13 protein-coding genes and 1 pseudogene are annotated in these 14,502 nt (G+C 74.3%); 7 read left to right on the top strand and 7 right to left on the bottom strand.

The window, feature by feature from the left end:
• Both ABZ924_RS14305 and ABZ924_RS14300 read left to right on the top strand, forming a co-directional pair.
• On the top strand, positions 1-1,471 hold a 1,471-nt coding region (locus ABZ924_RS14305), incomplete at its 5' end, for a tetratricopeptide repeat protein (RefSeq protein ID WP_361908163.1).
• Positions 1,468-3,153 carry an NAD(P)/FAD-dependent oxidoreductase gene (locus tag ABZ924_RS14300; protein WP_361908160.1) on the top strand — a complete coding sequence of 562 codons (1,686 nt, stop codon included), beginning with the start codon at positions 1,468-1,470 and terminating at the stop codon, positions 3,151-3,153. The genes ABZ924_RS14305 and ABZ924_RS14300, both read left to right, overlap by 4 nt.
• Before the next feature lie 23 nt (positions 3,154-3,176).
• Here the strand turns inward: ABZ924_RS14300 and ABZ924_RS14295 are convergent, their stop codons facing one another.
• Both ABZ924_RS14295 and ABZ924_RS14290 read right to left on the bottom strand, forming a co-directional pair.
• A complete protein-coding gene (locus ABZ924_RS14295; RefSeq protein WP_361908158.1) occupies positions 3,177-3,665 on the bottom strand; it encodes a nitroreductase family deazaflavin-dependent oxidoreductase in 489 nt (162 codons plus the stop codon).
• Positions 3,666-3,745: 80 nt separating this feature from the next.
• Positions 3,746-4,927 carry an FAD-dependent monooxygenase gene (locus ABZ924_RS14290; RefSeq protein ID WP_361908155.1) on the bottom strand — a complete coding sequence of 394 codons (1,182 nt, stop codon included), beginning with the start codon at positions 4,925-4,927 and terminating at the stop codon, positions 3,746-3,748.
• 98 nt (positions 4,928-5,025) lie between these two features.
• Here ABZ924_RS14290 and ABZ924_RS14285 point away from each other — a divergent pair.
• The 4 genes and pseudogenes from ABZ924_RS14285 to ABZ924_RS14270 all read left to right on the top strand — a co-directional run.
• Positions 5,026-5,634: pseudogene (locus tag ABZ924_RS14285) on the top strand (TetR/AcrR family transcriptional regulator); the annotation flags it as partial.
• Positions 5,635-5,700: 66 nt separating this feature from the next.
• Positions 5,701-6,078, top strand: a complete 378-nt coding sequence (locus tag ABZ924_RS14280) for a VOC family protein (RefSeq protein ID WP_361908339.1) — start codon at positions 5,701-5,703, stop codon at positions 6,076-6,078.
• Positions 6,079-6,363: 285 nt separating this feature from the next.
• A complete protein-coding gene (locus tag ABZ924_RS14275; RefSeq protein WP_361908152.1) occupies positions 6,364-7,314 on the top strand; it encodes a nitroreductase/quinone reductase family protein in 951 nt (316 codons plus the stop codon).
• Between the two features lie 82 nt (positions 7,315-7,396).
• The gene (locus ABZ924_RS14270; protein ID WP_361908149.1) at positions 7,397-7,642 is read left to right on the top strand and encodes a hypothetical protein; all 246 of its coding nucleotides are present in this window, start codon (positions 7,397-7,399) and stop codon (positions 7,640-7,642) included.
• A gap of 107 nt (positions 7,643-7,749) precedes the next feature.
• Here ABZ924_RS14270 and ABZ924_RS14265 read toward each other — a convergent pair whose 3' ends face one another.
• The 5 genes from ABZ924_RS14265 to ABZ924_RS14245 all read right to left on the bottom strand — a co-directional run bounded on the left by ABZ924_RS14265 (position 7,750) and on the right by ABZ924_RS14245 (position 13,018).
• Complete coding sequence (locus ABZ924_RS14265; protein WP_361908146.1) at positions 7,750-8,400, bottom strand: AAA family ATPase; 651 nt, start codon at positions 8,398-8,400, stop codon at positions 7,750-7,752.
• Positions 8,401-8,532: 132 nt separating this feature from the next.
• A complete protein-coding gene (locus ABZ924_RS14260) occupies positions 8,533-9,318 on the bottom strand; it encodes a hypothetical protein (RefSeq protein ID WP_361908143.1) in 786 nt (261 codons plus the stop codon).
• 202 nt (positions 9,319-9,520) lie between these two features.
• Complete coding sequence (locus ABZ924_RS14255; RefSeq protein ID WP_361908140.1) at positions 9,521-10,030, bottom strand: hypothetical protein; 510 nt, start codon at positions 10,028-10,030, stop codon at positions 9,521-9,523.
• A gap of 22 nt (positions 10,031-10,052) precedes the next feature.
• Positions 10,053-11,123, bottom strand: coding sequence for a MerR family transcriptional regulator (locus tag ABZ924_RS14250; RefSeq protein ID WP_361908336.1), 1,071 nt, complete (start codon positions 11,121-11,123; stop codon positions 10,053-10,055).
• 74 nt (positions 11,124-11,197) lie between these two features.
• On the bottom strand, positions 11,198-13,018 hold the full coding sequence (locus ABZ924_RS14245; protein ID WP_361908137.1) for a serine hydrolase: 1,821 nt from the start codon (positions 13,016-13,018) through the stop codon (positions 11,198-11,200).
• Positions 13,019-13,390: 372 nt separating this feature from the next.
• Between ABZ924_RS14245 and ABZ924_RS14240 the strand changes: the two genes are divergently transcribed.
• Positions 13,391-14,497, top strand: coding sequence for a nitronate monooxygenase family protein (locus ABZ924_RS14240; protein ID WP_361908134.1), 1,107 nt, complete (start codon positions 13,391-13,393; stop codon positions 14,495-14,497).
• Positions 14,498-14,502: the final 5 nt, after the last annotated feature.

The raw sequence follows: 14,502 nt of genomic DNA, 5'->3' as shown, positions 1-14,502 counted from the left end.
GCGGTCATGCCGTGGGCCCAGGCGGGCAGCGGGGCCGCGACGCCGGCCGCCGCGGCGGCACCGCCCCGAGCTGCCCGAGTACATCGAGCAGGTGATCCTCGACCTGCTGGCCAAGCGCCCCGAGGACCGCCCGGGCGACGCCCGCGACCTGCACCGCCGGCTCGTCGAGGCCCGCCTCGGCACCGGCCACACCGCGGCGGCCGGCGTCGCGGCCCCGCTGCCCGCCTGGGCCCACGGCATGACCGCCGGCCGCAAGGCCGGAATCGAAGCCCGCCCCGCGAGCGGCGAATGGGCTGTACTCACCGGCTCATGGACGAGCGGCGGGCAGCGGATCCTGCGGCCCGCCGCGTCGGAGGACCCGCGGACCGCACCGTACGGGGTGCCGGTCCCCACCGGCTTCCACGGCCCCGGACCCGGCACGGGCACCGCCACCGGCATGGGCACGGGCATCGGCATCGGCACGGGGCTCGACGCGCTCGGCGCCGCCCGCTTCGACTCCGACACCGGCTCCGCCGCCGCGCTCGCCGCCGGCCACGCCCGGGCCTTCGCGCTCAGCCGGTCCGGGCGCCCCGAGGAGGCGCTGGCCACGTACGAGGCCGTCGCCCACGGGCGCACCCGGCTCCTGGGCGCCGACCACCCCGACACCCTCGCCGCGCGCCAGGAGGCGGCGTACGAACTGGGCCGGCTCGGCCGCCACCAGGAGGCCTACGACGTGTACCGCGCGGTGCTTGTCGGCCGCGAGCGCAGCATGGGCCCGCTCCACCGCGACACCCTGCACTGCCGCCACAACCTGGCCTGCGCCCTCGGGGCGCTCGGCCGGCACGCCGAGGCCCACCACGCCGCCGCCGAGACCGCCGCGGACCGGGCGGTCGTCCTCGGCCCCGAGCACCCGGACACGCTGCTGACCCGGTACGAGGCGGCGTACGCGCTGGGCCGCCTCGAACGCTGGGAGGAGGCCCTCGACGGCTTCCGCGAGGTCGCCGCCGTACGGGAACGCGTCCTCGGCCGCGACCATCCCGACACCCTCGCCGCCCGCTACGAGGTCGGCATCGCGCTCGGCCGCAGCGGCCGCGCGTCCCAGGCCCTGGACCTGTTCCGGGGCCTGGTCCGCGACCGCACCCGGGCGTACGGGGCCGCCGACCCGGAGACGCTGCGCGCCCGGCACGTCCTCGGCGTCAACCTCGGCCGCCTCGACCGCTGGGAGGAGGCCGTCGCCGAGGCCCGGCAGGTCGCCGCGGCCCGCGCCGCGGCCCTCGGCGCCGAGCACCCCGACACCCTGGTCAGCCGCCGCGAACTCGCCGTCGGGCTCGGCCGGCTGGGCCGCTGGGACGAGGCCCTGCCCGTCTACCGGGAGCTCGCCGGCATCCGCGAGCGCTCCCTCGGCGACGACCATCCGGACACGGTCGCGGCCCACGCCGACGAGGCGCACTGTCTGGAGCGGCTCGGCCAGGTGTGCTACCAAGAGCCATGACCAGCTTCGGGCGGGACGCGCAGGGCGACACGCAGCGGGACGAGCAGCCGGACGGGCAGCGGAACGGGCAGCGGAACACGGACCGGCCCCCGCAGCGCGACCTCTACGACGCGGTGATCGTGGGCGGCGGGCACAACGGCCTGGTCGCTGCCGCGTACCTGGCCCGGGCGGGCCGCTCGGTCCTGCTCCTGGAACGCCTCGCCACCACCGGCGGGGCCGCGGTCTCCACCAGCCCCTTCGCGGGCGTCGACGCCCGGCTCTCGCGCTACTCCTACCTCGTCTCCCTCCTCCCCGCGAAGATCGTGCGCGACCTGGGCCTGCGCTTCGCCGTCCGCAAGCGCGCCGTCTCCTCGTACACGCCCGTCGAGCGCGGCGGCCGCCCCGGCGGGCTGCTCGTCGGCGGCGACGAGGCCCGCACCCGGGAGTCCTTCGCGCGGCTGACCGGCTCGCAGCGCGAGTACGACAGTTGGCGGGCCTTCTACGGGACGACCGGGCGGGTCGCCGGCAGGGTCTTCCCCACCCTCACCGAGCCGCTGCCGACGCGGGCGGAGCTGCGCTCCCGCATCGACGACGAGGCGGCCTGGCGGATGCTGTTCGAGGAGCCCATCGGGCGGGCGATCGAGGAGCACTTCGACGACGACCTGGTGCGGGGCGTGGTCCTCACCGATGCCCTGATCGGCACGTTCGCCGACGCGCACGATCCGTCGCTGGTGCAGAACCGCTGCTTCCTGTACCACGTCATCGGCGGCGGCACGGGAGACTGGGACGTCCCGGTCGGTGGCATGGGAGCGCTCACGGGCGCGCTGGCCGAGGCGGCGCGGGCGGCCGGCGCGCAGATCGCCACCGGGCACGAGGTGCTCCGGATCGACACCGACGGCAGCGGCGCACCCGTCGAGGTGGCCTTCCGTACCGCGACCGGCGAGGGGCGGGTCGTGGGCCGGACCGTGCTCGTCGCAGCCTCCCCGCGGGCGCTGGCCGAACTGCTCGGCCAGGAGCCGCCGCTGCCCGCCCCCGAGGGGGCCCAGCTCAAGGTCAACATGCTGCTGAGGCGGCTGCCCCGGCTGCGGGACACCTCGGTGGACCCGCGCGAGGCGTTCGGCGGCACCTTCCACATCGCCGAGGGGTACGCGGAGCTCGCCCGGGCCCACGCCGAGGCCGCCGCCGGCGAGCTGCCCTCCGTACCGCCCTCCGAGATCTACTGCCACTCGCTGACCGACCCCTCGATCCTCGGGCCGGAGCTGGTCGAGCAGGGCTACCAGACGCTCACCCTGTTCGGGCTGCACACCCCGGCGCGGCTGTTCGAGAAAGACAACCAGGGCACGCGCGAGGTGCTGCTGACCGCCACCCTGGCCCAGCTCGACGCCCACCTCGCCGAACCCCTCACCGACTGCCTGGCCTTCGACGCGGACGGACGGCCCTGCATCGAGGCCAAGACCCCGCTGGACCTGGAACGCGAACTGCGCCTGCCCGGCGGGCACATCTTCCACCGGGAACTGTCCTGGCCTTATGCCGACGGGGGCGCGCGCAGGGACGGGGCCACGGGCGGGGATGGCGTTCCGGGCCGGTGGGGCGTGGAGACCCCGTACCCCAACGTCCTGCTGTGCGGGGCGGGCGCGGTGCGCGGTGGCGGCGTCAGCGGGGTCCCCGGGCACAATGCGGCGATGGCGGCGCTGGGCCGCTGAGGGCCCGGCGCCACCGCCGTCCGCTATCCGACCGGTTCGACCGGTTCCTCGACGGGCTCGATCACCACGAGCGGGATCTCGCGGTCCGTCTTGCTCTGGTACTCGTCGTACGCGGGCCAAAGCCCCACCATGACGGGCCAGTACGCGGCGCGCTCCTCGGCCGTCGCCGTGCGGGCGGTCGCCTGCATGATGCGCGGGCCGACCTGGATGCGCACCTCCGGATGCGCCGTCAGGTTCCGGTACCACAGCGGGTGCTCGGGGGAGCCGCCCTTGGAGGCCACCAGCAGGTAGCGGCCGTCGGCCTCGCCGTAGAACAGCGGGGTCCGCACGGGGCGGCCGGAGACCCGGCCGAGGGTGGTGAGCAGCAGCGCCTGGACGCCCTGCCAGGTGAGGCCCTCGGTGCCGCCCGAGTCGACGTACTGCCGGAGGTGGTCGAGCTGCCAGCCCGGGCCGGGGTCCTTCGGGTGGTCCCAGTCGATGTCCGGGGTGTCGGCGGTGTCTGCGGGGCTCATGCGGGCCTCCCTGCGCTGGGGGGTTGGTCGACGGTCGGTCGACCGGATGCCGATGGGCGTCAACCGCGGCGCGGGGCGTTTTATGCCGGAACCGGCTCCGCCGGAAGGGTGAACCCGTTGAACAGGTCGTCCAGCGCCCGGTACGCGGCGCGCGCCGGGGTGGCCCGGATCGCGAGGTCGCGCACGGCCACCGCGAGGGGGTGGGTGAGCGCGGCCACCCGGCCGGCGCGGTGCGCCCGGACCCGGACGGCGTCCGTACGGGCGCACCGGGCGGCGCTGTAGGCGGCCAGGGCGGCGGGTACGTCGCCGCCGTCCAGCAGGTGTGCGAGGACGACGGCGTCCTCGACGGCCTGGCAGCCGCCCTGCCCGAGGTTGGGGGTCATGGCGTGGGCGGCGTCGCCGAGCCAGACGAGCCGGCCGCTGTGGTGGCGGGGGAGCGGGGCGGCCAGGTCGAACAGGTCGTGCTGGAGGACGGCCGCCGGGTCGATCCGCTCGACGAGGGCGGGGACGGGGTCGTGCCAGGTACCGTAGCGGCGCTGCAGTTCGGCGCGTACGTCGGCGGGACGGTGGCCTTCCGGGACGACGGCGGTGGCGTACACGTACACGCTGCCGTCGCCGAGCGGGACGATGCCGAAGCGCTCGCCGCGGCCCCAGGTCTCGGCGGCCGCCGGCGGTGCGCCCCGCAGTGCTCCGGCGAGGGCCCCGGCCGGCAGCACCGTGCGCCAGGCGGTCTCCCCGCTGTAGCGCAGGCCGGGGTGGCCGGGGAAGTGGCTGCGGCGGGTCGGGCTGTTGATGCCGTCGGCGGCCACCACCACGTCGGCGGTGAGGTCGCCGCCGGCGGTGCGGACCACGGGGGCGGTGTCGGGGCCGTCGACGGCGGTGACCGCGGCCCCGTACCTGATCGTGCCCGCAGGGAGCTGCGCGGCCAGGCCGGCGGCGAGGGCGGCGCGCTGCACGGCGAGCGGGGGCCGGCCGTAGCGGGCGGCCATCGCCGCGGTGTCGGCGCGGTTCAGCCAGCGGCCGCCCGGCCGGCGCAGCCCCATGGCGGCGGGGACGGCCCGGCCCGCGACGCGCCCGGGGTCGAAGCCGATCGCGTCGAAGGCGCGCAGGGCGTTGGGGGCGAGGACGATGCCCGCGCCGGCGGCGGACGGCCCCGGGGCCCGCTCGCACACGGTGACCCGCCAGCCGCGGCGGTGCAGGGCCACCGCCGCCGTGAGCCCGCCGATTCCCGCACCTGCCACGACCGCATGACGCTGGGACATGACCTCTCCGTTCGCTCGCGCACCACTGGCTCGGCTCTGCCGATCCTCTACATCCGTAGAGGCGTCGGGCCCTCACTCTACAGCTGTAGAGTGAGGGCATGTCCACCCCTGGAGCCGGCCGCCCCGGCGAAGACGAGGAAGCCCGAACCGGACGCGGCGAGCGCACCGACCGCAGGACGCTGATCGCCGACACGGCCATCGACCTGGTCGCGACTGCCGGACTGCGCGGGCTCACCCACCGGGCCGTCGACGGCGCGGCGCAGCTCCCGGCCGGCAGCACCTCGTACTACTTCCGTACGAAGACGGCCCTGATCGGGGCCTGCTACCAGCGGCTCGCCGAACTGGACGTGGCGGACTACGAGGGCGACGACCGCCCGGCGGCGGCCGACCGGGACGCGGTCGCGGCCGCCCTGGCCGCCCTCCTGCACCGGTGGCTGACCAGCGGGCGGGCCCGGCAGCTGGCCCGCTTCGAGCTCAGCTTGGAGGCGGCGCGGAACCCGGAGCTGGAGCCGGAGTTCCACCGTGCGGGCCAGGCCGCCCGCGGCCGGGCCGCCGCGATCCTCGCGGCGCTGGGCGCACCGCGGCCCCGGGAGGCCGCCGAACTGCTCGTCGCCTGGACCGACGGCCTGCTCTACGACCGGCTGGTCGGCGCCCTCGCCCGCTCCCGCCCGGCCCCGGACCGCGCCGAACTGGCCGCCGCCGCACGCCGGATGCTGGACGCGGCCCTGGCCCGGCCGGAGCCCGCGCGCCCCGAGGACCCGGGCGCGGTGCGCGTGGCGGCCGAGCTCCAGTGCGTGGTCCTGGACTGCCCCGATCCGCTGCTCCTCGCCGGGTTCTACCGGTCGGTCGTGGGCGGCACCGTGAACCGGCCGGACCCGCGGTGGTCCGTCGACGAGGAGTGGGCGACGCTGCACACCCCGTCCGGTCTCGTCCTCGCCTTCCAGCGGGTCGCGGACCACCGGCCGCCGCACTGGCCGGACCCGGACCGCCCGCAGCAGTTCCACCTCGACTTCGGTGTCCCGGACCTGGACCGGGCCCACGAGCAGGCACTGGCCGGCGGCGCCACCCTCCTCGACGCCCGCCCCGACACCGATGACTGGCGGGTCTATGCGGACCCGGCGGGCCACCCGTTCTGCCTGGTCCGCCACTGACCGCCGCGGTACCGGGGCGCGTTGACAGCGCATGCGGATGATCGTTTAATGCAGGGTGTGGCGCGTGGCGCCGGCCAAAGAGATCTGGGCCGGCCGGCGATCGGGCGACCACCCTTCACCAGGGACGACCCCATGAGTCCTCCTTTCCTCACAGGCCACGCCTGATCCATCATCCGGCTCCGCACCGGCGCCCCCGCGCCCCTGCGCTGCCCCGCCGACGGCGTACCCGTACCCCTCGGCGTGCCCTTCACCCCAGCACCGCGCTCCAGGGAGACCAGACTTCCCATGCCCACGCCCAAGCCCACGCCTGCATCCTTCAACCAATGGGTCATCGACGAGTTCCGCGCCAACGGCGGCAAGGTCGGCGGCCCCTTCGAAGGCAGCGACCTGCTCCTGCTCACCACCAAGGGCGCCAAGTCCGGCGCCGAGCACACCACTCCGCTCGGATACGTCCCGCACGAGGACGGACTCCTCGTCATCGGCTCCAACCTCGGAGCGCACCGTCATCCCGCCTGGTACCACAACCTGCTCGCCCACCCCGTCGTCCGCGTCGAGACGGGGAGCGAGGCGTTCGAGGCGATCGCCGTCCCCGCCGAAGGCGAGCGCCGCGACCGGCTGTTCGCGCACGCCGTCGCCGCCGCGCCCGGGTACGCGACGTACCAGGCCGCAACGGCGCGGACCCTCCCGGTCGTCGTCCTGGAGCGCCACGACCCGGCGGCGGGGGAGGGGCCGGCCGAGGTCCGGAGCCTCGCCGACAAGCTCGTCGAGGTGCACGTGTGGCTGCGCGCCCAGCTGCGCCACGTACGCGCCGAGGTCGAGGCGCACTTCGCGGCGCACGCCGTGCACCGCGACACCGGCGGGCCGGCGCCCGCACCGGGCCTCGGACTGCAGATCCGGCAGCACTGCCTGGCCTTCTGCCAGGCACTGGAGTTCCACCACACCGGCGAGGACGCGCACGTCTTCCCCGCCCTCGAAGCCGCACACCCCGCCCTGGAGGACACCTTCCGGCGGCTCGCCGCCGAGCACCGGACGGTCGCCCGCATCCAGCAGGGGCTGAGCGCGCTGCTCGCCGACATCGCCGGGGCCGACCCCGACCGGTTCCGGGCCGAGTTGGAGCGGATGTCCGAGGAGCTGATCGCGCACCTCGACCACGAGGAGGAGCAACTCCTCCCGCTGCTGGCCGAGATCCCCTTCCCGCCGGGCCGTCCGAGGGCGGCGGCGCCTCCCGGGGACTGAGCGCACTGTCATCATGAAGCGTGCGGCTTTCGATCGGCGGCGGCCCCGTCCGGGGCCGCCCGATGAGAGAGGGGGAGAAGCCATGGACCCGCAGATGGACCCGGCGCTGAAGAAGGCGATGGAGGCGCAGGAGGCGGCAGCCCGGCAGCTGGTGGAGGAGGTGGCCCGGCTGGCCCGCGAGGGCAACGGGACCGGCGGTGGTCTCGGCCGTGGACCGCAGATGCAGCCGGCGGCGGAGGAGGCGCTGAAGAAGGCCATGGAGGCGCAGTCGGCGGCCGGCCGACAGGCGGCGGAGGAACTGCTCCGCTGGGCCCTTGAGGGCAGGTAGCACCACCCCCGGGACCGGCCGGTGCTTGCCCGGCCGGCCCCGGGATCCGGCCGGGCCCCAGCACACCCGTCCCGGTCCCGCAGGCGTGGAGCCCCGCACGACTCCGCTCAGGTGGGAGAGGGCCCGAACCTCACCTCCGTGATGCGATCCCGCTGCCCCCGATCGAACACCACCACCGAGCTGATCCCGGGAACGCCGGCCGGACCACCGCGGTCGACCTGCCGCAGGAACCTCGCCAGCCCCCGCTGGTGAAGGGCGAACACCCGGCGCGACGCCAGCCGCCGACGGGCACGCTGCCCCGACAGGGCCTCCTGAGGACCGACGTCCAGGACCACCATGTGCAAGGGGCGGCCGGCCCCGCGAGCGGTACGGGCGAGCCACCGGCGCATCCAGCTCCTGCTTCCGCAGTCGTGGATCAGCAGCGGACCACCACGGCGCAGCTCGGCCCGCAGCCCGTACATGTGCCTCAGCCGCGCCCACGGCCGGTAGAGGGCATAGGGAACCCATGCCGGCATCCTCGCCTCGAACGACGTACGGGTGATCCGGGGATCGACCACGGAGGCGGACCCGGACCATGCGCGCAGCAGCGTGCTCTTCCCGCTTCCGGGAAGCCCCGAGACCACGACGGCAGCGTCGAACGGGTACGAGAGCCGCACGTCCCGACCGGCGGATCCGCGCAGATCGAGCACTCCGCGCGGGGATATGAGACGGCTCGGGCAGGTGCCGCCGACCGGGTCGGCGCTGATCGGTGTGGTCACAGTTGCAGGCCGTCCGTCGAGATCAGGGGGCTTCCGACAGTACGTCTCACCCTTTGGCCACCGGACCGGGGGGTACGACGGACCACCCGGACCGGAAGGAGCCGCACCGGACCTCCGCCGGCACGGCCCTCCTCAGCCCGGGTACGGGATCGAGCCCAGCGGCGGGCAGGGGACGAGCGTGGTGTCGGCGCCGGGGCGTTCGACGAAGGCCCGGGCCTCGGCGGCCCGAAGGCGCCGGGAATCCAGCTCGTCGGCATGCCAGGCGTCGCTTCTGGCACGCACGTAGTCCCATGAGTCGTCGATGAGGCTGAGGCTGGTGTTGCCGGAGCTGCGCTGGAATTCCGCTTTCAGGGCGGTCTGTTGGAGTGCGGTCTGGCTCGCCGCGAGATCGATGCGGGTGATCAGGACGCCGGGGGTGTTCGGTTCGCGGGTCGGCATGGGGGCCTGCGGGAGCAGCGACACCCCGGTGTCGAGGCGGCCGATGTTGTCGACGGCCGCCGTCTGGGCATCCTGCGCCATGATCTGCATTTCCCGGTGCAGCCAGAGGAACTCGTCGAGGTCGGCCGCGGTGATGCGCATCCGCTGGTACAGGGCCCGGAAGCGGGGATCGGCGTGCAGCGGGCGTATGGGGGGGCCGTGGAGCGCCACGCAGTCGTTGAAGCCGGCCGCGACCGCGGCGTCGAGGTGGAAGACGACCTGGTCCGCCTGCCCGTGTGCGATGGCCAGGCCGGCGAGGCTCGCATGGCCCGCGGCGACCAGCCACGTGCCGTCGGGGCCGAGCACCGTGGCGCGCGCGACGACGTCCTGGAAGCCCGCGGCGGCGTCGCGCCCCGGCATCACCCCGGCGGCCGCATTGGTCATGATCCCCACCAGCAGTTCGTGAACACGGGTGGCCAGTGAGTTGACGGTGTCGACCATGGATCTCCTCGGACCTCGGTGGTGAAGAGCGAAAGGGGCCCCGAGCCTGTCGCGGTCCCCGTGGGGATGACGGACGGACGAGGCGAGTGGTTCCTGCTCGTCCCAGCCGATGGCGTCCGAAGCCCTGCCGGACTCCAGCAGGACGTGACCCCGCAGGGTGATGAACGGACTTCGATGCACACGCCCGGTGCGTTCCTGTGCGTCACGCGGCGGAACCAGGCGCGGAGGCTCGCCGTGACCGGTCCCGCCTGACGATGGCCTCGGCGACCTCTTGGATGGCGCCGCGAAGAAGGTCACCGTAGGGATTCCGTGGAAGGCCGGGAGCGTGCGATGTGGCCGACTCGATGTGCTCGGTGGCAGCTTCGAAGGAGCCGAGCCGACGGTAGTTGTCGGCGAGGTTGAGGTGGAGGGAGGGGTAGAAGCCGGCGATGTGGAGGCCGGCGTGGTGCTCCTGGACGCGCTGCTCGGTCACGGCATCGGCAGCGTCCAGGGCCCGGATGTCCCAGGCAAGGGCCTGGGCAGGATCGTCGTAGAGGTCTGCCAGGTAGTGGGCGAGGGAGCAGCGGTGCAGGGGGTCACCGGTGACGCCGATCGTGGACCACAGGCCCAGTAGTTTCCGGCGGGCGGAAGCGGTGCCACCGGCTCGCCCCTCGGCGACGGCGTGGCCTATTGCCTCCATGGTCGGGTCGGGGATGGCGGGTGCGGTGGTCATGGAGTGTTCCTCGTCGTCTTTCTCAGGCGGAACGGTCGGACTTGATGGGCATGGCCAGGGTGGTGAGATCGCCGCGGTCGGCGGAGCGGATCGTGACGGGCTGGTCGTGGCCCCGTAGGTCGAGCAGTACGTCGGGGCCGATCGCGGTGCTCACGGCGGGATAGAGCGTGGTCAGCTCGAACCAGATCTGCAGGGGCCGGCCCGTCGCGGTGGCCGGAAGGGGGATGCCGGGGTGTGCGACGTCCGCTGACGCGACGTTCACTGCGTGGTCGGCGACATGCAGTGCGACGCGCCCGCCGGGTTGTTCTTCCAGGGCTCGCAGGAGCAGGTCCTTCGAGACGGTCGCACGAGAGGTGACTTCGCCCAGTGAGGCGAGCATCAGCCGGTAGTCGGGGAACTCCTCGGGCAGCAATCGGCAGTATGGATCCTTCCGGTCGGCCACGCGGAACCAGATCCCGTTCGAGACGGCTTCCAGTCGCACCAGCGGACTGCGGCGGATCTCGGCGACCGCAGCTCGCAGCTCGCCGCCGTTCACCGTGCCGGCCCACGTCTGCCTCGGCGCTTCAGCCGGCGCCAGCGTTCTGGTGGAGAGTCGGTATCGGTCCGTCGCGGTCAGGGTGACTGCCTCATGGCTCGCCTCGATGCGCAGACCGGCGAGTGCCGACATCCCGCGCTCGTGTGCGGTCGCGGTCAGGACCTGCTCGACCGCGGCCGCCAGCACGGGCCCCTTCACCGCCGTGATCGGAAGACATTGCGCGTTGCCGAGCGCAGACTTGATGACAGCAGCCTTCTGCTGCACGGCCGCTGCCTCCCCGATGACCTTCGCGACATGCTCATCGAGTAGCCGGGAAGCCTCGTCGGCCCCGGAACCAAGCACGGCCTCGACAGCGGCCAGCGGCATGGCGAGCTCGCGGAGCTGACGCAACGTGGTCCCCCGGGCCAGCTGGGCGGTGCTGTAGTAGCGGTAGCCCGAGACCGGGTCGACTTCGGCAGGGGGCAGCAGACCGGAGTCGGCATAGAACCGCAACGCGCTGGAGGTCAGACCACTGCGTCGGGCGAAGGCCCCGATCGGCATCAGCTCATCATTTGGCACCGCGTCATCATCGAGCTTCAACCAACTCGAAGGTCAACACCGGCGAACAGCACCGACCTCATGGCCGGCAACAGCTAGTCGCATGAGCGGGTCCAGCCGGTGGGCCTGAGGGCGGCTGCGTCGGCGGGGCGGTCTTCCGAGAAGAGGAGGCGGCCCGGTTCTGCGACGCGGATGACGTCCACGTAGACGCCGCGGCCGACGTAGCGGCCGGTGGCCGTGTGGCGGAACCGGAGGTGCACCCGGCGGCCCGACCAGCCCGTGAGGGAGGCTTCGAGGCGGTGCCAGATGCGGCCCGACCAGCCGCCGGCCGCGCCCTCGGGCCACTGTTCGGGGGAGCCGCCCGTGGTGCGGACCGTGCTGAAGGGCAGCGGCTCCCAGGCGGCCCCGTCGGCCGAGGCCTCCACGTGGAAGGCGCCCTCGCCTGGCACCGTGTCCCACCACACCGCGCACCGCAGCCGGGCGGCGGACGTGGCCGGGGTGAGGGGCGGCAGGGTCAGGGTGCCGGAGCTGCCGGTGTCCATGCCGGAGAACCAGGCGGCGCCGCCGTGCCGGGTGCGGACGGGGACGGCACGGGCGAAGCGGTTGCCGACCGCGACCCGCGGGGCACTGCCGGCCCGCCAGGTGCGGACCGGGTGCACGGAGTTGCCCAGGAGGATCAGGAAGGAGTCGGTGGAGGGGTCCAGGACGAGCGAGGTGCCGGTGAACCCGGTGTGGCCGGCGGAGTGCGGGGTGGCCATGGCGCCCATGTACCAGTGCTGGTAGAGCTCGAAGCCGAGGCCGTGGTCGTCGCCGGGGAAGGCGGTGTTGAAGTCGGTGAAGAGCAGCTCGACCGAGGCGGGGCTCAGGATGCGCTTGCCGGCGTAGACACCGCCGTCGAGGAGGGTGCGGGCGAGGACGGCCAGGTCCCACGCGGTGCCGAAGACACCGGCGTGGCCGGCGACGCCGCCGAGGGCGTACGCGTTCTCGTCGTGGACCTCGCCCCAGACCAGGCCGCGGTCCAGGCCGGACCACGGGGGGCGCTGCACCTCGGTGGCGGCGGTGACCCGGCGCCAGGAGAGCGGTGGGTTGTAGCGCGTGCGGTGCATCCCGAGCGGAGCAGTGATCTCGTCCTGGAGCAGGACATCCAAAGGGTGACCGGTGATCCGTTCCAGGAGCAGCTGCAGCGTGATCAGATTCAGGTCCGAGTAGCGGTATACCGTCCCGGGCGGCTCCTGTGGGACCACGGACCACAGCAGCCTCAACTGTCCCGCACGGGTGGGCTCCCGGTAGAACGGCGCCCAGGAGCGCAGGCCCGAGGTGTGCGTGAGCAGCTGCCGTACGGTGACCAGCTCCTTGCCGCCGCCCGTGAACTCGGGCAGGTACCGGTCGACCCGGGCCTCCAGCTCCAGCTGCCCGCGCTCCATCAGCTGCACGGCGAGCAGCGAGGTGAACAGCTTCGTCAGCGACGCCAGGTCGAAGACGGTGTCCTCGGCCATGGCGATGCGCTCCGGAGCCGGGAACTCGCGGGCCAGGTCGGTCCGGCCGTCGTAGTCCGCGTACCGGACCGCATCACCCATCGCCCGGTGCAGGGCGACGGTGCGGCCGCGGCCGGCGAGGACCACGGCCCCGGCGTAGTACGGGTGCAGCGGGGAGGGGGCGAGGAAGCGGCGGGCCTCCTCGACCACCTGCTCCAGCTGCCGTTCCAGCAGCCCGGCCTGGCGCGCGGAGCCGTAGCGCAGCCGCAGCCCCTGAAGGGCGCGCCGCTCGGAAGGGTTTCCCGCGGCCCCCGCGGCCCCGGTCAGCGCGCCGTGCAGCAGCAGCACCCCGCCGAGTGCCAGAAGCCGCCCCCCGAGCCGCCGCCGGCTGATGCCGGTGCTGCCAAGGGAAACCGATTCTTCGCCGGCCGGCGCGGACACAGCCTCCTCCGGCACGGGACCGGCCCCGTCCGGCGCGGTACCGGCCCCGTCCGGCGCGGTCCCGGCCCCTTCCGGCGCGGACGCAGCCTCCTCCGGCGCGCCCCCAGCCCACTCCGGCGCGGTCCCGGCCCCGTCCGGCGCGCCCCCGGCTCCCTCAGGCGCGGGGGGCCGGGAGTGCGGCGGCGTGTGGGCACGGGACGTGTCGGGGTCCCCCGCGTCATGGTCCATTGCGGCCTCCTGTCTGCCCGAGCGGCCTCTCGAAGTATCTGCCCGCACAAGTCCCCGGGCCCGCACCGACCGAGCCGGAAAGAATCTGACGCTGCATCAGAAAACCCCTTCCCTCGGCCGCCACCCTGCGGCATGCTGCCGCCCATGCAGACGGAGCTGAGCAACAGACTGGGAGTCGAGCACGCCATCTTCGGCTTCACCCCGTTCCCGGCCGTCGCCGCGGCCATCACCCGGGCCGGCGGATTCGGCGTGCTCGGCGCCGTCCGCTACACCGCCCCCGACGACCTGCGCCGCGACCTCGACTGGATGCAGGCGCACACCGACGGCAAGCCCTACGGCCTCGACGTCGTCATGCCCGCCAAGAAGGCCGTCGACGGCATCGGCGAAGCCGACATCGAGGCGATGATCCCGGCAGGGCACCGCGACTTCGTCCGCGACACCCTCGCCAAGCACCACGTGCCCCACCTCCCCGAGGGCGAGGCCTCCGGCTGGCGGATCACCGGCTGGATGGAGCAGGTGGCCCGCAGCCAGCTCGACGTCGCCTTCGACTACCCCGTCAAACTCCTCGCCAACGCCCTCGGTTCCCCGCCCGCCGACGTCATCGCCCGCGCCCACGACCACGGCGTCCTCGTCGCCGCCCTCGCCGGCAGCGCCAAGCACGCCCGCCGCCACGCCGAGGCCGGCATCGACATCGTCGTGGCCCAGGGCTACGAGGCCGGCGGCCACACCGGCGAGATCGCCACCATGGTCCTCGTCCCCGAGATCGTCGACGCCGTCGCCCCGCTGCCCGTCCTCGCCGCCGGCGGCATCGGCAGCGGCGAGCAGATCGCCGCCGGCCTGGCCCTCGGCGCGCAGGGCGTCTGGCTCGGCTCCCTCTGGCTGACCACCACCGAGGCCGACCTGCACTCCCGCGCCCTCACCGAGAAGCTCCTGGCCGCAGGGTCCGGCGACACCGTCCGCTCGCGCGCCCTCACCGGCAAGCCCGCCCGCCAGCTGCGCACCGCCTGGACCGACGCCTGGGACGACCCGGCCGGCCCCGGCGCGCTGCCCATGCCGCTGCAGGGCCTGCTGGTCGCCGAGGCCGTCTCTCGGATCCAGAAGTACGAGGTCCAGCCGCTGCTCGGCACCCCCGTCGGCCAGATCGTCGGCCGCATGACCACCGAACGCAGCGTCCAGGCCGTCTTCGACGACCTCACCCGCGGCTTCGAACGGGCCGTCGACCGCATCACCCGTATCGCCGGCCGAGCGTGAGAGGC

Origin of the sequence: Streptomyces sp. NPDC046876 (genome assembly GCF_040645035.1) — a bacterium.
Taxonomy (GTDB): domain Bacteria; phylum Actinomycetota; class Actinomycetes; order Streptomycetales; family Streptomycetaceae; genus Streptomyces.
The sequence above is the reverse complement of the archived record's forward strand: the minus strand, read 5'-3'. Positions and strand labels throughout refer to the sequence as shown.

Bases quoted from the DNA above. Each gene is read 5' to 3' on its own strand.
- ABZ924_RS14290 (WP_361908155.1), bottom strand. From the start codon at position 4,927: ATGTCCCAGCGTCATGCGGTCGTGGCAGGTGCGGGAATCGGCGGGCTC.
- ABZ924_RS14300 (WP_361908160.1), top strand. From the start codon at position 1,468: ATGACCAGCTTCGGGCGGGACGCGCAGGGCGACACGCAGCGGGACGAG.
- ABZ924_RS14275 (WP_361908152.1), top strand. From the start codon at position 6,364: ATGCCCACGCCCAAGCCCACGCCTGCATCCTTCAACCAATGGGTCATC.
- ABZ924_RS14270 (WP_361908149.1), top strand. From the start codon at position 7,397: ATGGACCCGCAGATGGACCCGGCGCTGAAGAAGGCGATGGAGGCGCAG.
- ABZ924_RS14295 (WP_361908158.1), bottom strand. From the start codon at position 3,665: ATGAGCCCCGCAGACACCGCCGACACCCCGGACATCGACTGGGACCAC.
- ABZ924_RS14260 (WP_361908143.1), bottom strand. From the start codon at position 9,318: ATGGTCGACACCGTCAACTCACTGGCCACCCGTGTTCACGAACTGCTG.
- ABZ924_RS14240 (WP_361908134.1), top strand. From the start codon at position 13,391: ATGCAGACGGAGCTGAGCAACAGACTGGGAGTCGAGCACGCCATCTTC.
- ABZ924_RS14255 (WP_361908140.1), bottom strand. From the start codon at position 10,030: ATGACCACCGCACCCGCCATCCCCGACCCGACCATGGAGGCAATAGGC.